General features: G+C 64.1%; 22 protein-coding genes. All 22 read left to right on the top strand.

Going from position 1 to position 22,341, the window contains the following annotated elements:
- Positions 1 to 39 precede the first annotated feature (39 nt).
- Entirely contained in the window at positions 40 to 1,242 is a 1,203-nt protein-coding gene (locus tag K7R21_RS13305) for a phosphatase PAP2 family protein (RefSeq protein WP_224983786.1), read from the top strand.
- Positions 1,243 to 1,244: 2 nt separating this feature from the next.
- Positions 1,245 to 1,985 carry a methyltransferase domain-containing protein gene (locus K7R21_RS13300; protein ID WP_224983785.1) on the top strand — a complete coding sequence of 247 codons (741 nt, stop codon included), beginning with the start codon at positions 1,245 to 1,247 and terminating at the stop codon, positions 1,983 to 1,985.
- A 140-nt stretch (positions 1,986 to 2,125) separates the two neighbouring features.
- Positions 2,126 to 3,019 (top strand): ATP-binding protein, encoded by an 894-nt coding sequence (locus tag K7R21_RS13295; RefSeq protein ID WP_224983784.1) that lies wholly within the window; start codon positions 2,126 to 2,128, stop codon positions 3,017 to 3,019.
- A 244-nt stretch (positions 3,020 to 3,263) separates the two neighbouring features.
- On the top strand, positions 3,264 to 4,607 hold the full coding sequence (locus K7R21_RS13290) for a TolC family protein (protein WP_224983783.1): 1,344 nt from the start codon (positions 3,264 to 3,266) through the stop codon (positions 4,605 to 4,607).
- Positions 4,604 to 5,701 carry an efflux RND transporter periplasmic adaptor subunit gene (locus K7R21_RS13285; RefSeq protein WP_224983782.1) on the top strand — a complete coding sequence of 366 codons (1,098 nt, stop codon included), beginning with the start codon at positions 4,604 to 4,606 and terminating at the stop codon, positions 5,699 to 5,701. Before K7R21_RS13290 ends, K7R21_RS13285 begins: the two co-directional genes overlap by 4 nt.
- 12 nt (positions 5,702 to 5,713) lie before the next feature.
- Positions 5,714 to 8,929 (top strand): efflux RND transporter permease subunit, encoded by a 3,216-nt coding sequence (locus tag K7R21_RS13280; RefSeq protein ID WP_224983781.1) that lies wholly within the window; start codon positions 5,714 to 5,716, stop codon positions 8,927 to 8,929.
- 22 nt (positions 8,930 to 8,951) lie between these two features.
- Positions 8,952 to 9,383, top strand: coding sequence for a C-GCAxxG-C-C family protein (locus tag K7R21_RS13275; protein WP_224983780.1), 432 nt, complete (start codon positions 8,952 to 8,954; stop codon positions 9,381 to 9,383).
- 20 nt (positions 9,384 to 9,403) lie between these two features.
- On the top strand, positions 9,404 to 9,616 hold the full coding sequence (locus tag K7R21_RS13270) for a YgaP family membrane protein (RefSeq protein ID WP_224983779.1): 213 nt from the start codon (positions 9,404 to 9,406) through the stop codon (positions 9,614 to 9,616).
- Positions 9,613 to 10,443 carry an MBL fold metallo-hydrolase gene (locus K7R21_RS13265; protein ID WP_224983778.1) on the top strand — a complete coding sequence of 277 codons (831 nt, stop codon included), beginning with the start codon at positions 9,613 to 9,615 and terminating at the stop codon, positions 10,441 to 10,443. The genes K7R21_RS13270 and K7R21_RS13265 overlap by 4 nt, the downstream gene beginning before the upstream one ends.
- Before the next feature lie 26 nt (positions 10,444 to 10,469).
- A complete protein-coding gene (locus K7R21_RS13260) occupies positions 10,470 to 10,856 on the top strand; it encodes a rhodanese-like domain-containing protein (protein WP_224983777.1) in 387 nt (128 codons plus the stop codon).
- 209 nt (positions 10,857 to 11,065) lie between these two features.
- Positions 11,066 to 12,103, top strand: a complete 1,038-nt coding sequence (locus K7R21_RS13255; protein WP_224983776.1) for a sensor histidine kinase — start codon at positions 11,066 to 11,068, stop codon at positions 12,101 to 12,103.
- 129 nt (positions 12,104 to 12,232) lie between these two features.
- Complete coding sequence (locus K7R21_RS13250) at positions 12,233 to 12,595, top strand: response regulator (RefSeq protein ID WP_199395781.1); 363 nt, start codon at positions 12,233 to 12,235, stop codon at positions 12,593 to 12,595.
- A complete protein-coding gene (locus tag K7R21_RS13245) occupies positions 12,592 to 13,101 on the top strand; it encodes a chemotaxis protein CheX (RefSeq protein ID WP_404813655.1) in 510 nt (169 codons plus the stop codon). The genes K7R21_RS13250 and K7R21_RS13245 overlap by 4 nt, the downstream gene beginning before the upstream one ends.
- 11 nt (positions 13,102 to 13,112) lie before the next feature.
- Entirely contained in the window at positions 13,113 to 14,117 is a 1,005-nt protein-coding gene (locus K7R21_RS13240; protein ID WP_224983775.1) for a response regulator, read from the top strand.
- 174 nt (positions 14,118 to 14,291) lie between these two features.
- Positions 14,292 to 16,379: a tetratricopeptide repeat protein gene (locus tag K7R21_RS13235; RefSeq protein ID WP_224983774.1), complete on the top strand. Its 2,088-nt coding sequence runs from the start codon at positions 14,292 to 14,294 to the stop codon at positions 16,377 to 16,379.
- 114 nt (positions 16,380 to 16,493) lie between these two features.
- Positions 16,494 to 16,916 carry a flagellar basal body rod protein FlgB gene (gene flgB, locus K7R21_RS13230; protein ID WP_224983773.1) on the top strand — a complete coding sequence of 141 codons (423 nt, stop codon included), beginning with the start codon at positions 16,494 to 16,496 and terminating at the stop codon, positions 16,914 to 16,916.
- Positions 16,916 to 17,353: a flagellar basal body rod protein FlgC gene (flgC, locus tag K7R21_RS13225; RefSeq protein WP_216508717.1), complete on the top strand. Its 438-nt coding sequence runs from the start codon at positions 16,916 to 16,918 to the stop codon at positions 17,351 to 17,353. Before flgB ends, flgC begins: the two co-directional genes overlap by 1 nt.
- A 16-nt stretch (positions 17,354 to 17,369) precedes the next feature.
- Positions 17,370 to 17,684, top strand: a complete 315-nt coding sequence (fliE, locus tag K7R21_RS13220; RefSeq protein WP_224983772.1) for a flagellar hook-basal body complex protein FliE — start codon at positions 17,370 to 17,372, stop codon at positions 17,682 to 17,684.
- Positions 17,685 to 17,701: 17 nt separating this feature from the next.
- A complete protein-coding gene (gene fliF, locus K7R21_RS13215; RefSeq protein ID WP_224983771.1) occupies positions 17,702 to 19,273 on the top strand; it encodes a flagellar basal-body MS-ring/collar protein FliF in 1,572 nt (523 codons plus the stop codon).
- A gap of 29 nt (positions 19,274 to 19,302) precedes the next feature.
- The gene (gene fliG, locus K7R21_RS13210) at positions 19,303 to 20,295 is read left to right on the top strand and encodes a flagellar motor switch protein FliG (RefSeq protein WP_199395774.1); all 993 of its coding nucleotides are present in this window, start codon (positions 19,303 to 19,305) and stop codon (positions 20,293 to 20,295) included.
- Entirely contained in the window at positions 20,282 to 20,998 is a 717-nt protein-coding gene (locus K7R21_RS13205; protein ID WP_224983770.1) for a FliH/SctL family protein, read from the top strand. Before fliG ends, K7R21_RS13205 begins: the two co-directional genes overlap by 14 nt.
- Complete coding sequence (gene fliI / locus K7R21_RS13200) at positions 20,985 to 22,313, top strand: flagellar protein export ATPase FliI (RefSeq protein ID WP_224984904.1); 1,329 nt, start codon at positions 20,985 to 20,987, stop codon at positions 22,311 to 22,313. Before K7R21_RS13205 ends, fliI begins: the two co-directional genes overlap by 14 nt.
- Positions 22,314 to 22,341 lie beyond the last annotated feature (28 nt).

Here is a 22,341-nt window from a genome sequence, read left to right as displayed (position 1 = left end):
TGTTTGACAACGACAAGTTAATGATCTTTAATTTCGCCTATGGCTCATTACACCCTGACCCATAGCGCGATCGCTCTCCTCTTTTTCCTCTGCAGCGCCGCACCCGCGGCGGCCGCTGCAGGCTACTCCACCGCACCCGCACCCCAGCACTGCCAGGATGTTGTTTCCGCCGCTCCGGCGGGGGACGCGGGGTCGTTACCGTGGTCCCAACACCCCCAACCGGTTAGTTACGATTCTTCAGAATCTTCAGCGCCAGAAGCCGCTGTTTTTCCCCTCCCCCTGCGAGAAGGGGGCAGGGAGTGGGGGAACTCGCCATCGTCTCAGGAGTTGGCAGCCCTGGAGCAGTCCTCCCCTCCGCCCGAGGATTTTCTGATCCGGCCCGACGGCGCGGCAGGTTCGAGCGCCGGCGGAGCGGCCGGTGGCTCGCGTATCAGCGCGGACGTCCCCCCGCCCACCTGGCGCTGGCACCGGGCCGGGATCCCAGAATACGTGGGCGTCGCCGTTCTGGGTGCAGGGGCCATCTACGTGGAAAGCGCGCATGGCGATCCCGATCCCAAGTGGAAGGGGACCAACGGCTTCGACGAGGCGGTGCGCGACGCCCTGCGCCTGCACTCGCAAGGGGCGCGCGAGGTCGCGCACCACGTGGGGGATGCACTCATGTACGGTCTGATCGCGGCACCGGTGCTTGATTCCTTTGCCACCCTGGGGCTCCGCGACGGGGCCTGGGACACACTGTGGCAGACCGAGATGGTCAATCTCGAATCGTTCGCCTTCACCTCCTTCGTTTCCTCGCTGTCGCAGAACCTGGTGGCGCGGGAGAAGCCATTCGCGCACCACTGCAGCAACGGCAGATGCGAGGGGGACCAGCCCAACCGGAGCATGCCCAGCGGCCACGTTGCTTTCGCCTTTACCGGCGCCGGCCTGGTCTGCAGCCACCACGAATACCAGGAGCTCTATCACGACCCCGACACCGACCGGGCCGCCTGCTGGACCGGCCTTGGACTCGCGACAGCAGATGGCATCGCCCGCATCATGGCCGACCACCACTACGCCACCGACGTGATGGCAGGGACCGCCATCGGCCTTTTTTCCGGATTCCTGCTCCCCCGCCTGCTGCACTACAACCACCTCGAAAAGCCAAAAAGTGGGAAGCAAGCCAGAAACTCACTCATCAAGGAATTCTCTTTCCGTCCGCTGATTATGGCGGGGGGCGCAGGTCTTGCCTGCGAGATGAGGTACTAGCGATGGGCGCCGGCACAAGCGACGAGCACTACTTCCGGCATCCCTGGGAGCGGGCACGGGCCGGGGCGCTGGCTGCCCTGTTGGCAAACACCATCCACGATGGGGTGAAGGTTCTTGGCGTCGGCTGCGGTGACCGCTACCTTTACCGCGCCATTTTCGGCCGCCTGGCGCGCAAGGAGGTGGCGGCGGTCGACTCGGACCTGCCCACGTCGCGCCTGAACCAGCTCGAGCCTGAGCCCGGCATCAGCTACAGCCGTGAGCTTCCGCCCGGGAGAAACTGTTACGACCTGGCCCTGATCGTGGACGTGCTGGAACGGGTCGAGGATGACCGGGCTTATCTAAAGCGGGTGGTGCGGCAGCACGTAGCAGCAAAGGGGCGCGTCCTGGTAACCGTCCCCGCCTTCGATGCGCTCTACAGCGGCCACGACTGGTTTCGCGGTCACTACCGGCGCTACCGGCTGCGGCAGGTGGAGCAGCTGGCCTGGAGCGCCGGTCTGACCGTGGTCGGCTCCGGTTACCTCTTCGGCTCGTTGCTCATCCCGAGGTTTCTGTCCTCCCGGCTCTACCACTGGGGGCGGGTGCGGGACCACAGGCATTGGCGGTGGGGGCGGCTGCTGGCGTTCATGGCCGGCAAGGTGCTGTCCTGGGATAACGCGGTGATGATCGCCCTGGCGCGGGCGGGGATTCTGCTCCCGGGAGCCACCGCCTGGGCCTTGTGCGAGAACCGACGCAGCGTCAATTGACACATTGTTTTAATTTGACAGCGGGCTTGCTGATAACGTATACAGATTTAACCAAAATTACCGGGGGTTACTTGGGCATGGTTGTTTCATCAGAACAAACTGCCGGTTCGGAGCCCACCACACAGAGGACGGAAAAGTACATGCTGAATCTGAAACCGGAGGTCGTAGCCCAGCTCGAGCGCGTGCTCAGCTCAGTCGAAATGTTGCTTCCCAGGGCCGTCAAGGCGGTCAACTGGGCCACCTGCCCCGCCGCAAACTGGCGTCGTCATTCCTTTTCGGGATACCTGGAGGCGGTCAAAGTCACCGACCAGACCAGGCTCGACGACCTCCTCGGCTGCGAGAAGCAGAAAGAGATCATGGTGTATAACACCCGTCAGTTCCTGAAAGGGCTCCCGGCCAACAACGCGCTCCTTTGGGGTTCGCGCGGTACCGGCAAGTCCTCCATGGTGAAGGCGCTTCTGAACGAGTACGCCTCCGAGGGACTGCGCGTGATCCAGGTGGAGAAGGAAGACCTGATCTACCTCTCCGAGATCTTCAGCGCCGTCGAGGACCAGCCCTACCGCTTCATCCTTCTCTGTGACGACCTCACCTTCGAGATCGGCGAGCTGTCCTACAAGATGCTCAAGAGCGCGCTGGACGGCTCGGTCTATTCCGCTCCGGAGAACGTGCTCATCTACGTCACCTCCAACCGGCGCCACCTGCTGCCCCAGTACAACACCGACCTCTTGGGCGGCAAGTACGTGAACGGCGAACTGCAGGAGAGCGAGGCGATGGAGGAGAAGGTTTCCCTCTCCGACCGTTTCGGCCTCTGGGTCGCTTTCCACGTCTTTACCCAGGACCGTTACCTCGACGCGGTGCGCCAGTGCGTGGAGCGCGAGGCGAAGGCCCGCAACGTGAGCATCCCCTGGAGCAAGGAACTGGAACTCGATGCGATCCAGTGGTCGCACGACAAGACCAAACGCTGCGGCCGCACCGCGCTGCAGTTCTCCAAGCACTGGGTGGGGCGCTACCTGCTCAACCAGGCCACCGTGTAACTCCCGTTTCCTCGGCGGTTCTGATGCAATTCACGGCGCGCTCCCGAAAAGGAGCGCGTTTTTTTTCATGTGTGACGGGACCTCTCGTCTCTAAGGTGTTAAAATACGTGGGCTGTCCCAGCCTTCGGCATGCAAGATGTGCTTATAACGTTATTACCTTGACAATTGTCGTATCTGAATATATATAAGAATTCGAATATATCTCGATTCGATATTCTGACTGTACCCGCAAGGAGGTCCCCGGGTGAACCACAGGTTGCTAACGCTCATCGCTCTGCTACTCGCCTCGTATGCGGCGCCGGCCTTTGGCGAAGTGGTCACGCTGCAGGAGGCGGTGAAGCGCGCCCTGCAGAGCAACCACCTGCTCAAGGCAGCCGCACTGGATCGTGGCGCGGCGGAGCAGGACGTGGCGGCAAGCCGGAGCCGTTACCTGCCCCGCGTGGCCCTGGAAAGTGGCGCGGTCCTCTCCAACACCCCGAGCGCGGTCTTCATGATGAAGCTGGACGAGGGGCGCATCAACCCGAGCAAGGATTTCGCGGCCGACACTCTCAATAACCCTTCACCACGCGGTGACTTCAAGACCGCGGTGACCCTTGAGCAGCCCCTGCTCGATTTCGGTATCGCCACCGGGGTCGCTCAGGCAGGGAAGGGATCCGAGGCGGCCGCCCTGGTCGAAGAGGCCAAGCGCGAGGAGATCGCCTTCCGCGTCTACCTGGCTTACCTGGGCGTGCGCAAGGCGTTGGCCTACCGCGAGGTGGCCGACCAGGCGCTTCTGAACGCGCGGGAGCACGATCGCCTGGCGGCGGTGCGTGAGAAGGACGGTATCGGCCTCAAGTCCGACCGCCTTCGCACCGCGACCTTGGTCGCCCAGGCGGAACAACGGGTAATCACGGCAAAAAACGACCTGCTGGTCACGCGACTGAGGCTCAACCTCGTCGTCGGTGGAGCGCAGGGGGAGCCCCTGGATGTGGCGGAACTCCCCAAACTGGTGGAGCCCGCGCAGGAGCTGGAACAACTGATCGCCCTGGCGCGGCAGAACCGTGCGGATCTCAAGCTGGCCGAGAATTCAGAGCAGCGCGGGGAACTGGGGGTGAAACAGGCGAGGAACGCCTATCTCCCCACCCTTTACGCGCGGGGAAGCTACCAGATCAACGACCGGGACATGCCCCTCGGGACCGACAAGGATTCCTGGACCGTCGGGGTTAACCTGCGCTGGGACCTCTTCGATGGCGGCAAGCGTTCGCATGACAAAGAGAAGGCGGAACTCGTGCGCCAGAGTGCGGCGGAAGTGCTGGAAAACGAGCGCCGGGAAGTGGCGCTGCAGGTGACCGAGAGCGTGCTGCACCGTCAGGAGGCGCGCCTGAGACTGGAGAGCGCGCAGTCTGCGGTGCGCGACGCCGATGAGAGCCGGCGGCTGGTGACGCTGCGTTTCGGCAACGGCCTGTCCTCTCTGGTCGAGGTGATGGACGCGGAAAGCGCGCTCACCCAGGCCCGTGCCAACCTGGTGGAGGTCGAGAACGGCTTCCATGCCGCGACGGGAGAGATCTACTTCCGAACCGGCGTATTTGTGAAGGAGGTTCTGCAATGAGAACATACCGGGCGGCTTTGGTTGCCCTCGTGATAGCGAGCGGCTTCGGCTGCGGCAAGCAGGAAGGGCACAGCACGGCTCCGGCACCGCCGCCGGTGGTGACCGGCGCCACGGTGCAGACCCTCGCGGCCGAGGATCTGCCGGACGTCCAGGAGGCGGTCGGCACGGTGCGGGCGCGTAACAGCGCCCAGATCGCGGCCCGGATTCCCGGCAGCGTGACACGGGTGTTCGTACGTGAAGGTGAGCGGGTCGGGCGGGGGAACGTGCTGGTATCCATCGAAGCGGTGGAAAGCGGTGCCGCAGCGGCCGGTGCGGCCTCCGGGGTCGAGGAGGCGGCGCGTGCGCTGTCCGAGGCGCAGGCGCAGAAGAAGCTCGCCGACGTTACCTTCGACCGCTACTCGCGGCTCTTCGCCGAGCAGGCGGTGACCCGCCAGGAGTATGACACCAGGAAGACCGAGCAGGAAGTGGCGGCTGAAGGAGTGGCGAGGGCGCAGGCGCGCCTGGCCCAGGCCCGCCACGGCGCACAGGCGGCCGGAGTCGTGGCCGGCTACGGCAGGGTGACTTCTCCCATCTCCGGCGTGGTGGTCGCCAAGCAGGTCGAGGCAGGGCAGACCGTTTTCCCCGGCACGCCGCTGCTAACTGTCGAGGGGGACGAAGGGTTCCGCCTGGAAGTGGCCGCTCCTGAGATGCTCCTCGGCAAGGTGAAGGCCGGCGATCAGATCGGTATCGCGGTAGAGGGGGCGCCGGCGACCGGACGCGTCTCCGAGGTGGTCCCGGTGGTGGATCCCGCCACCCGCACCTTCACCGTCAAGGTTGATCTCCCCTCCAAGGGGCTTCGTTCCGGCAGCTACGGCAAGGCATTCTTCAAGACCGGCTCCCGCAAGGGCATTGCGGTCCCCGCGACCGCGGTGGTGCAGCGTTCCTCGCTCACCTCGGTGTGGGTGGTATCCCCCGAGGGGCTCGCCCGCCTGCGCCTGGTCAAGCCCGGGCGCGCCCAGGGCGGCCGCGTGGAGATCCTCTCCGGCCTCGCCCCCGGCGAGAAAGTGGTCACGGCAGGCCTCGACAAGATGGTAGACGGCGCCAAGGTACAGTAGGCGGAGAACTTCATGAACAACCTCGGCTTCGCGGGGAAGATAGCCCGCGCTTTCATAGATTCCAAGCTGACGCCGCTCATCGTGGCGGCTTCGCTCTTGATCGGGCTCTACTCCGTCATCGCGACGCCGCGCGAGGAGGAGCCCCAGATCGTGGTCCCCATGGTGGACATCTACCTCCCCATGCCCGGCTCATCCCCGAAGGAGGTCGAAGAGCGGGTGGTGACCACCTTCGAGAAGAAGATCTGGGAGATCAACGGCGTCGAGTACATCTACTCCGCCAGCCGCCAGGGGATGGGTATTATCACGGTCCGCTTCCTGGTCGGCGAGAACATGGAAGAGTCCCTGGTCAAGCTCTACAACAAGGTGATGAGCAACCGCAACCTCCTCCCTCCCGGTGCGGGCGAGCCGCTGGTGGTCTCGAAGTCCATCGACGACGTCCCCATCCTCTCGCTCACCCTCTGGTCGGACCGCTACGACCACAACGCCCTGCGCCGCGTGGCACGTGAGCTGTGCGACGACCTGCAGAAGGTGGAGAACGTCGCCCACTCCGAGATCAAGGGGGGACTGTCGCGCGAGTTGAAGGTGCAGCTCGACCCGGCCCGGCTCGCCTCCTACGGACTCACGCCGCTGGCGGTGATGGGGGCGCTGGAGAAGGCCAACGTATCGCAGCGCGCCGGCACCTTCGCCTCGGGTAACCGCGAGTACAGCCTGGAAGCCGGCGGCTTCATCTCCAATCCCGCCGATGCTGGGCGGCTCGTAGTGAGCGTCAAGGATGGCCGTCCGGTTTACCTTTCCGATGTCGCCACGGTGACCGACGGGGTGCAGGAACCAAAGGACTACGTTTTCTTCGGCCTTGGGCCCGCAGCGGCGCACAAGGACCTGAAGGGGGGTGGCGGCGACTATCCGGCGGTCACCATCGCCATCGCCAAGCGCAAGGGGGCCAACGCCACCTGGGTAGCCGAGGACCTCCTGAAGCGGGTCGAGTTCCAGAAAGGGAAACTGATTCCCTCGGAGATGCAGGTTACCGTCACCAGGAACTACGGTGAAACCGCCAAGGACAAGAACAACGAGCTGTTGTTCCACATGTTCCTGGCGGCCATCTCGGTCACCATCCTGATCGCGGTATTCATGGGGTGGCGCGCCGGCGCGGTAGCTGCCATCGCGATTCCGGTGACGCTGGCGCTCACCATGTTCATCTTCAACCGGATCGGCTACACGCTGAACCGGATCACGCTGTTCGCACTGATCTTCTCCATCGGCATTCTCGTGGACGACGCCATCGTGGTGGTGGAGAACATCCACCGCTACTTCACCACGACCACCTTCAAGCCGCTGGAGGCGGCGGTCCGGGCGGTAGACGAGATCGGCAACCCCACCATGCTGGCTACCCTCGCGGTCATTGCCTCGATCCTCCCGATGGGCTTCGTCGGCGGTCTCATGGGTCCGTACATGCGTCCCATCCCGGTCGGCGCCTCGATGGCCATGGTCTTCTCGCTCCTGATCGCGTTGATCGTCACCCCCTACTTCGCCTACCGGTTCATGAAGGGGGAGTCGCACTACGGTAGCGAGGCCGCTCCTGAAGAAACGTGGATGACCCGCTTCTACCGGCGCATGATGGGGCGACTTTTACACGATGCCAAGGTGCGCCACGGCTTCCTGGCCATGGTGGTCATCCTGCTGCTCCTATCCTGCTCGCTGATCTACTTCAAGGCCGTAACCGTCAAGATGCTCCCCTTCGACAACAAGAGCGAGTTGCAGCTGATCGTCGACGCGCCGGAGGGGACTACGCTGGAGGAGAATGCGCGCATGGTGGCCGAGCTCGGCGACGCGCTCAGGAAGGTGCCCGAGGTGACCGACTTCCAGAGTTACGTCGGCACCAGTTCCCCCTTCAACTTCAACGGGCTTGTGCGTCACTACTACCTGCGCCAGGGGCCGAGCGTTGCCGAGATCCAGGTCAACCTGGTGAGCAAGGACGAGCGCAGCAGCCAGTCCCACGACATTGCCAAGAGGATCCGCCCCACGCTGATGGCGATCACCGACCGCTATGGCGCGCGGCTCAAGGTGGCGGAGATCCCGCCGGGACCGCCGGTCCTCTCCACCCTGGTGGCGGAGGTTTATGGCCCGGACCAGCAAAGCCGCGTGGACATCGCGAGGAAGATACGAGACATCTTCAAGCAGACGCCGGGCGTGGTCGATGTGGACTGGTACCAGGAGGACGATCAGCCCACGCTGCGCTTCGAGGTGGACCGTGAGAAGGCGGCGCTTTCCGGCGTCGACGCTGCGCAAGTGGTGCAGACCCTGAAACTGGCGGTGGGGGGAACGGACGTCGGGCTCATGCACGTGCCGCAAGAGAAGGAGCCGATCCGGATCAACCTGCGCCTGCCGGTCGGTTCGCGCAGCGACGTCTCCTCGCTCTCCTCGATCTACGTGGCCGGGAGCAAGGGGAACGTGCCGCTTTCCGAGCTGGTGCGCGTGGTGCGCGGTGTAGAGGAGAAATCGCTCTACCGCAAGAACATGAAGAGCGTGGTCTACGTCATCGGCGACGTCGCCGGCAAGATCGAGGCACCGGTCTACGCTATCCTGAAGATGCACAAGGATATCGACAACATCCCGCTTCCCGGCGGTTATCATATCGAGCAGCGGGCGGCGACCCAGCCCTGGAGCGAGGAGCGCCCCGGCATCAAGTGGGACGGCGAATGGCACATCACCTACGAGGTGTTCCGCGACCTGGGCGCCGCCTTCGCGGCGGTCATGGTGCTCATCTACGTGCTGGTTGTGGCCTGGTTCCGCGACTTCACCACGCCGCTGGTGATCATGGCGCCCATCCCGCTCACCCTGATCGGCATCCTGCCGGGGCACGCCATTATGGGGGCTTTCTTCACGGCCACCAGTATGATAGGCTTCATCGCCCTGGCGGGGATCATCGTCAGGAACTCGATCATCCTGATTGACTTCGCCGAGTTGCGGCGCCGGGAAGGAATGGCGCTTGACGAGGCGATCATCGACGCCGGTGCGGTCCGTTTCCGTCCCATGCTGCTCACCGCGGCGGCGGTCGTGGTCGGGAGCTTCGTGATCCTGTTCGATCCCATCTTCCAGGGGCTCGCGCTGGCCATGATGTGCGGCGAGATCGCCTCCACCACGCTTTCCAGGATCACGATCCCGATCCTGTACTTCATGGTGCAGTCGTGGAAGGAGAAACATAAGAAGCCGGTTGAGGTAACGCCTTAACCTTGCCTTTAGGAGGTTTTACGTGTTTTGGTTGCGAAAGAATGTTGCTGAAAAAGTGAACGGCGAGTCAGTAGCCGATAAGGTGGCCAACGAGGCGGAGGGGTTCTACCGCTCCGGCAAGATGCACTGCGCCGAGGCCGTACTGGCCGCGGTGAAAAATGAGTTCCTGCCCGAGGCGGGCGACGAACTGGTGCACCTGGCTTCCGGTTTTGGCGGCGGTTCCGGCGCCGGCTGCATCTGCGGTGCGGTGGCCGGCGGCACCATGGCCATAGGCCTGGTGGTGCAGGACCGCAAGGCGGCAGCCGCGCTCACCAAGGAACTGCACCACTGGTTCAAGGAGCAGTACCGCGTCACCTGCTGCAAGGCCCTCACCGCCAACGGCAAGAAGCGCTGCGTGGAGTTCACCGCCACCACGGCGGGCAAGGTAGCCGAACTGCTGCAGCAGAAGCAGTGACCTAAGTAAAGGAGGTTCGCATGTACATCGACAGACTGTTGAGACTGATCGCCGGCACCTTCACCCTGCTCTCCTTGGCGCTGGCCCACTTTCACAATCCGAACTGGCTCTGGTTCACCGCCTTCATCGGCCTGAACCTCTTGCAGTCCGGCTTCACCAACTGGTGCCCGATGATGACCATTCTGGACAAGCTGGGCGTGCCCAAGCTGCCGCCGGCAGAGTGCCGTAAATGATCTGCCGCATCCGGGTCCTCTGCGACAACACCGCCGGGGCCATCTCCGGCACGCTCGGTGAGCACGGTTTCGCCGCCTTGGTGCAGGTGGGAGACCAGTCGCTCCTCTTCGACACCGGCGGTGGCCACACGCTGTTGCACAACGCCCAGCGCATGAACGTGGACCTGAAAGCAGTTGAGCAGGTGGTGCTCTCCCACGGCCACTACGATCATGCCGGTGGCCTCTGGCCGTTGTTGCAGGTGGCCGGTCCCAAGCGCATACTGGCGCATCCTGACGTCTTCACCCCACGCTACGTGCTGCGCGAGGGGAGCACCCGTTCGGTCGGCATACCCTACTCCCAAGATTTTTTGACCGGACTGGGCGCGACCTTCTCCTACAGTGACTCCTTCCGGGAGGTGCTCCCCGGCGTTTTCCTGACCGGCGAGGTGCCGCGCAGCACCAGCTATGAGGAGGGGGACGCCGGCCTTTTCTGCGACGAGGCCGGCTGCCAGAGGGATAGGGTCACTGACGATCAATCCCTGGTTATCGTGACGGAGAAGGGGCTGTTGCTGTTGCTGGGCTGCTGTCACGCCGGGGTCGTCAACACCCTGGAGCTCGCTCGCGAGCGAACCGGCGTGGAGCAGGTGTACGGGGTGGTGGGAGGATGCCATCTCGCCTTCTCGCCACAGACACAGATTGACGCTACCATTAAAGCCCTGAAGCGTTACGGGCTGAAGAAGATCTGTCCCGGGCATTGCACCGGGTTCCATGCCGCCGCCCGGCTCGCCACCGCCTTCCCCGGCGGGTTCAAGGCCATGCAGGTGGGGTACGTACTCGAAGTCGATTAGTTAATTTGCAAGGAGATGTTCACCAAATGAGATTTATCGCCGTACTGTTGTCCGTGTTGCTGTTGACCGCTTCCCTTTCCCAGGCCGTTGAGCCTGCCAACGTCACCTCGAAACAGGCCCAGGCATTGCTGGCCAAGACCCCCAAGATGGTGCTGCTCGATGTGCGCACCCCGGACGAGTACCGCCAGGCGCACCTGAAGGGGGCGCGGTTGATCCCTCTGGGCGAGTTGAACCGTCGTGTGCAGGAAGTTCCGCGTGACCGGCCGGTGCTGGTTTACTGCGCCGTAGGCGCCCGTTCCTCCACCGCCGCCAGCTACCTGGCCTCAAAAGGGTTCCGCCAGATCTACAATATGACCGACGGCATCGTCGGCTGGTACAACAACGGTCTGCCGCTGCAGATGGCGGGTCGCTAGCCCCTCCCACCTCTCTATCCCTCCCCCTCCGGGGGAGGGAGCAACGCCACTCCCCTCCGATTTCCCTGTTTTCCCATTATTCCCCAAAATCCCATCCCTCCCATAATTCCCATTCACTCTCCCTCTGGTAAACTTTTGCCGTTCTTTTGGCTCAAGCTATGCAGACAGTTTCCGATAAGCAAAAACAGGGCTTTGAAGCTGGAGGTAGCATGCAGGAGGAACGTGACAACCTGGCGGCGCGTCTGCTGGAAGAGGTCGACTGCGGAGCGGTCTATCTCGACGCCGGCGGTACGGTGCTTTTCGTCAACCGCAGGGCGGAGGAGATCCTGCACGTCGAGCGTGCCAAGGTGCTGGGCAAACGGGTGGACATGCTCCCGCTGCGGACCCCGATCTACCGCGTGCTCAGTGAGAATGCGCAGGACGAGCCGGTGGAGATCAGCGTCGACGGCGCCGTGATCCAGGTTCGCTCCACCCCCCTGGGGGGGGGCTCTCTGGCCGGGGAACTGTACCAGCTGCGCGACATCAGCCACGACAAGCGCGAGAAACGCCAGCGCGAAGAGTTCGTGGCCATGATGACCCACGACCTCAAGTCGCCGCTTACCGTGATCATGGGATACATGCAGGGGCTCATGGGGGAGATGCCCACCAAGATGGATCCCTCGCTGCACCTCTTCGTGAAGGAGATGGAGAAGAGCGCGGTCAAGATGCTCTCCATGATCGACGACGTGCTGGACGCCTACCGGCTGGAGGCGGGGCTTTTACAGATCGACCGCCAGCCCTGCGACGCCCGGTCGCTCCTGGAGGGGTGCTGCCGTGACGGCGAGCAGGAGGCCGCGGTGCACGGCTCCTACTTCCTGAGCGACATCTGCGACGGCATCCCGACACTCGACCTGGACGAGAAGCAGATCACCCGGGTCTTTGCCAACCTGATCGGCAACGCGGTGAAGTTCACCCCCAGGCGTGGCACCATCAGCGTCACCAGCACGCTCGAGGACGATTGCCTGCTGGTCCGTGTCAGCGACACCGGCATAGGGATCCCGGAAACTGAGCTGCCGCGCATCTTCAACAAGTACTTCCGAGCCTCGGGCGCCCAGGGGTTCAAGGGGACCGGGCTCGGGCTGACCATCAGCAAGGCGATAGTGGAGGCGCACGGCGGCAGTATCCGCGTTGAGAGCAGCGCGGGCAAGGGGAGCTGCTTCTCGGTCCTTTTGCCGCTGCACAACGAGCGCTGCACCTTCAAGTCCTGATTAAGGGTTAAAGTTCCCGCCATTGCGCGCCGATTAGGCAGTCATCGGGACTGCCCCACGCTGCGGCACCCGGAACAGAAAAAAGCCGCCCTGTGCGAGCATAGATAACCATCCAAGGAGGAGAACAGCATGGGCAACGTATTGATAGTGGACGATTCCTCGACCATGAGAAAGATCATTTCCCGCAGCCTGCGCCAGGCAGGGCTCGCCATCGACGACATCTACGAGGCCGGCGACGGCATCGAGGCCCTCTCCGCCATGGAAGGGAAAACCATCGACCTGATCCTGTCGGACATCAACATGCCCAACATGGACGGGCTCGAGTTCATCAAGTGCGTCCGCGGCAAAGGGGTCAATACCCCGATCGTCATGATCACCACCGAGGGGGGCGAGGACATCCTCAAGGAGGCGATCAACAACGGCGCCAGCGACAGTATCAAGAAGCCGTTCACGCCTGACCAGTTGAACGAGAAGCTCGGGGGGCTTTTATGATGTCCCTGAACCAGGATATCGCAGCCGCGACACACCTTGAGGAGGCGGATCTGGCATCGTATGTCATCAACGCCACCAAGGAGGTGTTCGAAACCATGGTGATGATGGCCCTCGAGGACAGCTATCCCCTCAAGGAGCCGGTCACCTCGTTCCACTGCTCGGTCACCGGGATGGTCGGCCTGGCGGGGACCTATACCGGCATACTCTCCATCCACTGCCCGCGGCACCTGGCCTTGAGGATCACCTCCAACATGCTCGGCATGGACGTGGAGGAGGTCGGCGAGGACGTCAACGACGCACTGGGCGAGATCGCCAACATGCTCGGCGGCTACGTGAAGCAGATCCTCTCCAAGGGGGGACTGGACATCAACCTCTCCATCCCGACGGTCATCTCCGGCGAGGACTACACGGTCAACTCCATGGCCGACAGTGACTGCGTCATCATCCCCTTCACCAACGAGGGTGACCGCTTCCTGGTCGGCTTGAAACTCAGGAAGGAAGTCTAGGCGGTACGGTAATGGCTGCATTCGAAAAACTACAATCCATGTTGGACGCCGCCATGAAGCAGGCCGGGGAGGAGAGCAGCATGCTCCTGGGCCAGGGCATGTCCGTGGCCGCCTCCGACGTCCTCAACACCAACCGCAAGAGCTACCTGGGCGACGAGGACAATCCCATCTACGTGGTAGGGGTGGAGTCGCGCGAGGCGTACCCGGGCTTCTTCTACCTCCTCTTCTCGCTGGGCGACACCATCGTCATGAGCTCGATCCTGCTGGGGATCCCGGGGCCGAGGATCCAGGAGAAACGCCGGCTTTCCATTCAGGAGCCGGATGACGTGGACGCCTTCGGCGAGATCGCCAACCAGATCATCGGCTCCTTCAACTCGGTGTTCCAGCCCAACCTGCCGGACAAGGTGCATCTGAAGCTCCTCCCGCCGCAGAAGTACGTTCCCGGTACCGACCCGCTCACCGACGAGCTCCCCTTCCCGGACGGCGAGTACCTGATGTACCGTGCCCCCCTGCAGATCGAGGGGCACGAGATGAACATGGTGGACATCCTGATTCCCCACCCACTGGCCAACCTGTTCGACCCGCAGCCGGAGGAGGCTGCGGTCGAGGCTGTTGCCGAGGTCGAGGCGGAGGGCGAGGAGAGCGCCGGTCCGCTCCCCTCCATTTTAGTGCTGGGGGATGACCAGGGGCGCCAGGAACTGGTGCAGGGGCTCTCCGACATGGGCCTCAACCTGATCGATGCACCACTGGGGGCCGACCTTCCAGGGCTCTTCGCCCAGGGCGACGTGCGCGCCGCCTTCATCTTCCTCAAGCAGACCTCTGACCGCGACCTGGCCATCTGCAAGCGCGTGGTGCCGATGGTGGACCGCAGCGGCGGTGCCGTGCTCCTCTCGGCTCCCGAGTGGACCCGGACCGCGGTGCTGAAGGCGCTCAAGGCGGGGGTGAAGGGCGTGGTCATGCCCCCCTATGCCCCGCACGAACTGGCGGACAAACTGGAGAAGATCCTGCACCACTGACGGCGAGTCAAAAAAACATCCCCAAGCTTCGTTTTTTTGACTGGCCGGTCTCCTTAGGCGTGCAACCGGCGCCACGGAAAATTCCCTCCTCCATAAAATGCTGTACTCCCGAGAGGTTAGCGTGTTGTTGCTGATTCGCGCCCCTACGGCATACCTTTTGCCTTGTACTCCCCCATGACCTTTACGCTGCGCATACCCGGCCCGGGGCTTTTCCTGGGGCTCGTTACGATACTGCTCGCCTGCGCCCTGCCGCACAGCGCCCTGGCGCAGCAGGAAAACCGCCTGTTGCGCATCGCGGTGCACCCCCACCAGGGCTTCACCAGGGTCAACCTCTCCTTCCAGTCGCCTCCCGACTACACCCTCCGGGTTCTCCCCGGGCGGGTCCGGCTCGAAGTGCGCGGGTCGGACTCCCCGAGTTTCAAGAAACTGCGCGCCCTGAACGACAAGCATCTCGCCGGTGTCACCACGTCCGAACTGCGCGGCGTGCTCAGCATCTCCATCCCGCTGCGCGTGGCGGACCCCGGGGTCCAGGTGGTCGACTGCGCCAACCCCAGCGTCTTGTCGTTGGACATAGGTCCCGGGGTGAAACGGGTGACGCGGGTGGACATCGCCCCCGGCCGCGAGCCGATCCTCTCCGGCACCGAGCGCTTCGTGCGCGACTTCGACGCCGATCCCGGCGGGGTTCCCTTCGCCCCCACCGACGGCAAGGTCCTCAAGGGGCTCCTCCCCGAGGGGGAAGCGCTCCTGTTCCAGCAGGGGGAAAGCCTGCTGTACCGGGACCAGGCGGAAGAGGCCATCAACGTATTTTCCCTGTTCACCAACAAGGCCACCGCCCCGAAAGCGCTGGCCTGCTTCCGGCTCGGCGAGGCGCTGGAGCGGCTGGGGCGGCACCAGGAAGCCCTGTCCTATTTCCGGCAGGGGGAAGGGCTGTGGCCCCAGTACCTGGAGCAGTCCCCGGAAGTGATGCAGCCTTACTCAGACGCGCTGGCCCGCACCGGCAACTTCGCTGCCGCCCGCGCCATGCTGCTGCGCCTCATGGACCGCTACGTGGGGACCCCGTACCAGGCGGAGCTTTTGAACCGCCTGGCCGACCTCATCGAGCGGAACGGGCAGAAAGAGGCGGCCCTGGCCATGTACCGAAGCGTGGCGGTCTACTCCGCCGGCAGCCCGGCCGCCGGCAGGGCGCGCCTGAAGCTCGCCGACCGCGAGCTCTTTACCATCTCCCGCGACCGCTACCGGGAGCTGCTGGCCAAGTACCAGGCGGTCTACCAGGAGCCCGGCGACCCCGCCTCGCGCGACGAGGCGCTCTTCAAGATGACGCTGCTCCTCTCGCTCTACGCGCCGCCCAAGGAGGCGCTGGAGACCGTGGTCACCTATGACCGGCGCTACCCGCGCGGCATCTTCAGCACCATCATCAAGAAGATGCGCGAGGAGATCCTGTTCCCCGTGTACCAGGAGACCGCTGCCGCCGGCAACGAGCAGGGGCTGGTCCAGCTCGCTCTCGACAACCGCGAGTACCTGGCCCGCTGCTTCGGCGATCCCGGCTTCGCCGAGAGGATCGCGCAGGCCTTCGAAAAGACCGGCGCGACCGCCAAGGAACTGGAACTGTTCGGCTACCTGCAGCAGAAGAACTGGGCCGCCGGCAGCGCCCCCTTCCTGGTAGCCCGCATGGTGGACGACGCCGTCGCCTTCGGCAACGTGCCGTTGGCCGAGGCCACCGCGCGCGACTTCCTGGCCCGCTTCCCCCGCGATCCGCACTTGGGGCGGGTGCGCGAGCAGTTGGGGCGCCTGGCCTTCGAGCGGGGCGACCTCCCCGGTACGGCGGCGCAGCTTGCGTTTTTGGGCGCCAAGGGGGCCCGGGCGCAGCTCCCGGAGAGCGAATACTACCTGGGCAAGGCGCTCGAAGCGGCCAAGGACCACGGCGGCGCGGTGCGCAGTCTGTCCCGGTTCACCGCGGCTGCCAAGCGCGACGACCCGCTCCTCCCCGACGGCTACTTCACCCTGGCCACGGCGCTTGCCGCCGGCAAGAATTACCAGATGGCCCTGGCGGCCTGCCAGGTGGGGGGGAGCATCGCCTCCAGCGAGATGGGTGGCCAGTTCCTCTACAAGAGCGGAGAGCTGCAACTGCAGCTGGGCGAGGTGCGCGAGGCCAGGGCGAGCTGGGACAAGGCGGCCGCGCTGGGGGGGACCTGGGGCAAGCTCGCCTCCGACGCGCTCAACGACCTGAACTGGCGTATGAAGATCGCCGGTCAGCTCCCCTGACACTGTCAAAAAGATGACCCGGCTGTTGCCCGTCGGCGTAACCTACCGATAACACGGGCCAGATGTGGGTGGTACGCCTTTTGCTGTTGCAGCTTGGCGACCAAGGAGGAAGAGATGCCAGTACAAGGATTATTCGGGACGACCGTGGAACTTCTGGGCAAGACCCTGGACCTGAGGGCGAAGCGCCAGACCATGATCTCGGCTAACCTCGCCAACGTGGAGACGCCGGGCTATACCAGCACCGACCTCTCCTTCGAAGGGCAGTTAAAGAGCGCCTTGAAGCAGGGGCCTAACGCTGGCTCGCTGACCAACCCGCGCCACATCCCGCTCAAGGGGGCCTCCGTCGCCTCGCTGGAGAAGGTGCAGGGTGACGTGGTCGAGGTGAGCTCGCGCAACATGGCGCCCGACGGCAACGGCGTGGAGATGGAGACCGAGATGGGGCGTCTGGCCGAGAACCAGATCATGTACAACGCCAGCGTGCAGATCCTCACCAAGAAGTTCGAGGAACTGAAGCAGGCCATAAGGGGTACCTTATAATGGACTTTTTCACTTCCATGGACATCAGCGCCTCGGCCCTCGCCGCCGAGCGCACCCGAATGAACCTGATCTCCTCTAACCTGGCCAACGTCAACTCCACCAGGACCGCGGAGGGGGGACCGTACCGGCGCAAGGACGCGGTCTTCACCGCTACCCCGGTCAAGGAAGGGAACTCCTTCGGCGCCGCGCTCTCCCGCGCCAACGAGGCCAGGAGCGTCCAGGTGACCCAGATCAACGAGGACCAGAGGCCTCCGAGGCTCCAGTACGAGCCGGGGCACCCGGACGCGGATGCCAACGGCTACGTGGCCTATCCCAACGTCAACGTGGTCGAGGAGATGGCCGACATGATCACGGCCAGCCGCAGCTATGAAGCGAACATTACGGCGACCAATGCAGCCAAGAGCATGGCTTTGAAGACGCTCGACCTGCTGCGCTAGGTAACGGAGGTTATACATGGAAATATCGGCACTTACCAAGGTAGGCGGACTCTCCCAGGCTTTCCCAACGCAGGAGACGCAGGGCGTCCAGGGGGCGCAGGGCAACCCCACCGTCGGCTTCGGCAAGTTTCTGGAGGAAATGGTCTCCAAGGTGAACGAGCAGCAGGGCGCCGCGGACCGCTCCATCCAGGGGCTCGCCACCGGCGAGACCAAGGGGCTGCACGAGGTGATGCTGGCGGTGGAAAAGGCGAGCATTTCCTTCCAGATGCTGACCCAGGTGCGCAACAAGGCGGTCGAGGCGTACCAGGAGATCATGAGGATGCCGGTTTAAGAGGGTAAGGGGATACCATGCCGGAAGGGCTTAAAAAACTGCTGGAACCTTTTCTCGCCATGTCGACCGGGAAGCGGATGATCGTCGCGGGGGTCGCGCTCGCGTCGCTGCTCGCCTTCGCCGCGCTGATCACCGTGGCGAACAAGACCGACTACCGTCCCCTGTTCGCCAACCTGAACAGCGACGACGCCGGCGAGATTGTCAAAAAATTGAAAGAGCAGAAGGTCCCCTACCAGATCGCGGCCGACGGCAAGGCGATCCTGGTTCCTTCGGACAAGGTGTACGACCTGAGGCTCTCCATGGCCAGCGACGGTCTCCCCCAGGGGGGCGGCGTCGGTTACGAGATCTTTGACCGCAAGAACTTCGGCATGACCGAGTTCGTGCAGAAGCTGAACTACCAGCGCGCCCTGCAGGGCGAGCTGTCGCGCACCATCTCCCAGATCGCCGGGGTCGAGTCGGCCCGGGTGCACCTGGCCATCCCCGAGAAGACCCTGTTCAAGGAGTCCGAGAAACCGGCGACCGCCTCGGTCGTGCTCAAGATGAAATCGAACCGGATGCTGCGGGAGGCCGAGGTGCAGGGAATCGTGCACCTGGTGGCCTCGTCCATCGAGGGGATGGACCCGGAGCAGATTACCGTGCTGGACAGCCGGGGCAAGATGCTCTCCGGCAACACCGCCTCCGACCCGGCCAGCAAGCTGACCGGATCGCGCCAGGAGACCCAGCGCAACTTTGAGAAGACCCAGGAGGACAAGCTGCAGACGCTCCTGGACCGCGTGGTCGGCTCCGGCAAGTGCGTGGCCAGGGTTACCGCGAACTTCGACTTCAAGCAGGTGGAGAAGTACGAGGAGCGCTACGACCCCGAGTCCGCCGCGGTGAGAAGCGAGCAGAGAAGCGAGGAGAAAGGTGGCACCACGACCACCGCCTCCGGTGTTCCCGGTGCGCAGACCAACCTCGGCCGCGCCCCCGGGGCAGCCCCCGGACAGAGCGGCGGCGGCTCCAAGACCGACGAAACCCTGAATTACGAGGTGAGCCGTTCCACCGCACGCATCATTGAGCCGGTGGGGGCGCTCTCCAAGGTATCGGTGGCGGTCCTCGTGGACGGCAAGTATGACCTCCCGGTGGGGGCGAAGCCGGGTGCCACGCCCAAGTACCAGCCCCGCACCCCGGACGAGATGCAGAAGATCGAAGCGCTGGTGAAGAGCGCCGTCGGCTTCAACGCAGAGCGCGGCGACCAGGTCACCGTGGCCAACATCCCGTTCCAGGAGACCGGCGAAGGCGGCAGCGAGGCACCCAAGTGGTACGACGCGCCTATCGTGCAGACCCTGATCAAGAACGGCCTGATCGGCCTGGGCTTCCTGGCCCTGATCCTGTTCGTGATCCGGCCGCTGTTGAAGATGCTGAAGAGCGAGAGGCCGGCCACCTCGTTCATGCCGGTGCAGGACGAGGTCGAGAACGCCCACATGCTCGAGATGCAGAGGATGGCCCAGGAGAAAATGCGGGTGACCCAGATCGAGCTGGTGGAGAAGGTGAAGCAGGACCCCTACCAGGCCGCCCAGATCCTGCAGAACTGGCTTTCGCGCAAGGACTAGATGAGAATCATGACCTTTAGAGGTGCAGCATGACCGGAGCCGAAAAGGCCGCCATACTCCTTTTATACTTGGGCCCCGAGGCGACCGCCAAGGTCTTCGGGCACATGGATGACGGCGATATCAAGCGGATCAGCCAGAGCATGTCCAAGCTCGGCCACGTCCCGCGCGAGGAGATCGCTTCCGTAGTGGAGGAGTTCACCGATATCACCAACCCGGAAACCGGTTTCTTCTCCCAGGGGGAGGAGTTCGTCAAGAAGATCCTGGAGAAGGCCCTGGGGCCGCTGCGGGCGGAGACCCTGTTGCAGGAGATCCGCACCTCCGGCATCGGCGACATGGCCGACATCCTCTCCACCATGGACCCGCGCACCATCGCCAACTTTTTCTCCCAGGAGCACCCCCAGACCATCGCCGTGGTGCTGGCGAAACTCAAACCCAAGCAGACCAGCGAGATCATTGCACTTTTGCCCCAGGAGCTGCAGGCCGAGGTGGTGATCAGGATCGCCGAGGTGGACCAGGTCTCGCCAGAGATCCTCGCCGAGATCGACGAGGTGATCCGGGTCGAGCTGACCGCCCTGGGCGGGGTACAGCGCTTCAAGGTGGGCGGCGTGGAAAAGGTGGTGGACATGTTCGCGCACCTGGACAGAAGCCGCGAAAAGAAGATCCTGGACAAGCTCGACACCATGAACCCGCCGCTGGCCGAGGTCATCAGGAAGCACCTGTTCACCTTCGAGGACATCTTCAAGCTGGACGACCGCGCCATCCAGTCCATCATGCGCGAGGTCTCCAACGACACCCTGACCCTGGCCATGAAGACCTCGGTGGACGAGGTCAAGGACAAGATCTTCCGGAACATCTCCAGCCGTGCCGCCGAGATGATCAAGGAGGACCTGGAGGTCATGGGGCCGGTGCGCCTCTCCGACGTGGAGAAGGCTCAGAGCGAGATCATCAAGATCGTCCGCAAGATGGAGGAGGAAGGCAAGGTGGTCATCGCGGGACGCGGGGCGGAAGATGTCCTCGTCTAAGATCATCAGGAAGGGGTTCGAGTCGGCGGCTTACACCCTGGAGCCGCTGGGGGGCGTGCTGGTCCCGCCGGCCGGGCAGGAAGTCTTCCGTCCCATCCAGCTCGGCGGGGAAGAACAAGCCGCTCAGGCCGAGGAAGAAGAGGAACCCGAGATCCCACCGGCCGTGATCGCCGAGGACGAGGCCCTGAGAAGGATCCAGCAGGCGCACGTCGAGGGGATCAAGAAGGGGCGGCAGCAGGCCGAGGAGGATCTGGCCAAAGTGAGCGAGGCGCTGGCCCAGGCGCTCCTCTCCACCGGCGCGCTGCGGGCCCAGCTCATGCACGACGCGGAGGAGGACCTGCTCAAGCTCTCGGTGCTGATTGCCCGCAAGGTGATGATGCGCGAGCTCTCCCTGGACCCTGGCCTGGTCGCCGGGCTGGTGCACGGGGCGGTGGAACTGGCCGCCGACGAGGGGGAGATCGTGGTGCGGTTGAACCCCGAGGAGTACCAGGTGGTGGCCTACTCTCCGCAGTTCCAGGCGCTCACCCGGGACAGGAAGAAGATCGCGCTGCGCGAGGACCCGGCCCTGGGGCCGGCGAGCTGCCTGGTCGAGACGGTGCGTGGCAACATCGACGCCGGGCTCGACGCTCAGCTCGAGGAGATCATGCGCCGGCTCTCCGAGGAGAGGAACACGCGCCGGGAGGAAGAAGATAGTGGGGATTGATCTGGCACGCTACCTGCCGGTGGTCGAGGCGGCCAAGCCGGTGCGCTTCCACGGCAAGGTGACCCAGGTGGTCGGCCTGGTCATCGAGGGGTACTGCCCCGAGACCGCGGTAGGGAGCGTGTGCGAGGTGCACTCCGAGGGGCATCCCTCCATTCCCGCCGAGGTGGTCGGTTTCCGGGAGAACAAGACCCTGCTCATGCCGCTGGGTGAGTTGCGCGGCGTGGGACTGGGGAGCGTGATCTCCGTCCGGCGCGAGAAGGCGGCCATGGGAGTGGGCCCGGCGCTGTTGGGGCGCGTCATCGACGGCCTCGGGGAACCCATCGACGACAAGGGCCCCATCGAGACCATTGACGAGTACCCGATCTACGCCCTCCCGGTCAACCCGATGAAAAGGCGCCCGATCAGGAAGCCCTTGAACCTGGGCATCCGCCCCATCAACGGTCTGTTGACCTGTGGCGAGGGACAGCGGGTCGGCATCATGGCCGGCTCGGGCGTCGGCAAATCGACCCTCCTGGGTATGATCGCCCGCTACACCGAGGCCGACGTCAACGTGATCGCCCTGATCGGCGAGCGCGGCCGGGAACTCAGGGAATTCATCGAGAAGGACCTGCAGGCGGAAGGTCTCAGGAAATCGGTCGTGGTGGTGGCGACCTCTGACCAGCCCCCGCTGGTCCGGATGCGTGGTGCCTACATAGCGACCACCATAGCGGAATACTTCCAGGCCCAGGGGAAGAAGGTGCTCCTGATGATGGACTCCGCCACCCGTTTCGCCATGGCGATGCGCGAGGTGGGGCTGGCCATCGGCGAGCCTCCCACCACCAAGGGGTACACCCCGAGCGTGTTCGCGGCGCTGCCGCGGCTTTTGGAGCGTACCGGCAACTTCCAGGGGGGGAGCATCACCGGCCTCTACACGGTCCTGGTCGAGGGGGACGACTTCAACGAACCGATCTCCGACGCGATGCGCAGCATCCTGGACGGGCACATCATCCTGACCCGCGAGCTGGCGGCCAGGAACATCTACCCCCCGATCGACCTGTTGAACAGCGCGAGCCGTGTCATGAGCGATGTGACCAGCCGTGAGCACCGGGCGCTGGCGGGGCAGTTCAAGGAGACCTTGGCCACCTACCGGCAGGCCGAGGATATGATCAACATCGGCGCCTACAAGGCGGGCAGCAACCCGAAGATCGACCTTGCCATTTCCCGGATGGACCAGATGATCGCCTACCTGAAGCAGGACGTGGCCGACCAGGTCACCTTCGAGGAGTCGATCGAGGCACTGGCCCGGATCTTCGGAGCAGGCAGCCTGAACGATTAGCGCGCCGCAGCGAAGCGGCGAACAGAAG

The sequence above is a fragment of the Geomonas agri genome, from assembly GCF_020179605.1.
Taxonomy (GTDB): domain Bacteria; phylum Desulfobacterota; class Desulfuromonadia; order Geobacterales; family Geobacteraceae; genus Geomonas; species Geomonas agri.
Note: the sequence above shows the minus strand (reverse complement) of the source record. Positions and strands in the feature narration are given on the sequence as shown.

Coding starts and splice junctions, on each gene's coding strand:
- K7R21_RS13305 (WP_224983786.1), top strand. CDS start 40: ATGGCTCATTACACCCTGACCCATAGCGCGATCGCTCTCCTCTTTTTC.
- K7R21_RS13300 (WP_224983785.1), top strand. CDS start 1,245: ATGGGCGCCGGCACAAGCGACGAGCACTACTTCCGGCATCCCTGGGAG.
- K7R21_RS13295 (WP_224983784.1), top strand. CDS start 2,126: ATGCTGAATCTGAAACCGGAGGTCGTAGCCCAGCTCGAGCGCGTGCTC.
- K7R21_RS13285 (WP_224983782.1), top strand. CDS start 4,604: ATGAGAACATACCGGGCGGCTTTGGTTGCCCTCGTGATAGCGAGCGGC.
- K7R21_RS13280 (WP_224983781.1), top strand. CDS start 5,714: ATGAACAACCTCGGCTTCGCGGGGAAGATAGCCCGCGCTTTCATAGAT.
- K7R21_RS13270 (WP_224983779.1), top strand. CDS start 9,404: ATGTACATCGACAGACTGTTGAGACTGATCGCCGGCACCTTCACCCTG.
- K7R21_RS13265 (WP_224983778.1), top strand. CDS start 9,613: ATGATCTGCCGCATCCGGGTCCTCTGCGACAACACCGCCGGGGCCATC.
- K7R21_RS13260 (WP_224983777.1), top strand. CDS start 10,470: ATGAGATTTATCGCCGTACTGTTGTCCGTGTTGCTGTTGACCGCTTCC.
- K7R21_RS13255 (WP_224983776.1), top strand. CDS start 11,066: ATGCAGGAGGAACGTGACAACCTGGCGGCGCGTCTGCTGGAAGAGGTC.
- K7R21_RS13250 (WP_199395781.1), top strand. CDS start 12,233: ATGGGCAACGTATTGATAGTGGACGATTCCTCGACCATGAGAAAGATC.
- K7R21_RS13245 (WP_404813655.1), top strand. CDS start 12,592: ATGATGTCCCTGAACCAGGATATCGCAGCCGCGACACACCTTGAGGAG.
- K7R21_RS13240 (WP_224983775.1), top strand. CDS start 13,113: ATGGCTGCATTCGAAAAACTACAATCCATGTTGGACGCCGCCATGAAG.
- K7R21_RS13235 (WP_224983774.1), top strand. CDS start 14,292: ATGACCTTTACGCTGCGCATACCCGGCCCGGGGCTTTTCCTGGGGCTC.
- flgB (WP_224983773.1), top strand. CDS start 16,494: ATGCCAGTACAAGGATTATTCGGGACGACCGTGGAACTTCTGGGCAAG.
- flgC (WP_216508717.1), top strand. CDS start 16,916: ATGGACTTTTTCACTTCCATGGACATCAGCGCCTCGGCCCTCGCCGCC.
- fliE (WP_224983772.1), top strand. CDS start 17,370: ATGGAAATATCGGCACTTACCAAGGTAGGCGGACTCTCCCAGGCTTTC.
- fliF (WP_224983771.1), top strand. CDS start 17,702: ATGCCGGAAGGGCTTAAAAAACTGCTGGAACCTTTTCTCGCCATGTCG.
- fliG (WP_199395774.1), top strand. CDS start 19,303: ATGACCGGAGCCGAAAAGGCCGCCATACTCCTTTTATACTTGGGCCCC.
- K7R21_RS13205 (WP_224983770.1), top strand. CDS start 20,282: ATGTCCTCGTCTAAGATCATCAGGAAGGGGTTCGAGTCGGCGGCTTAC.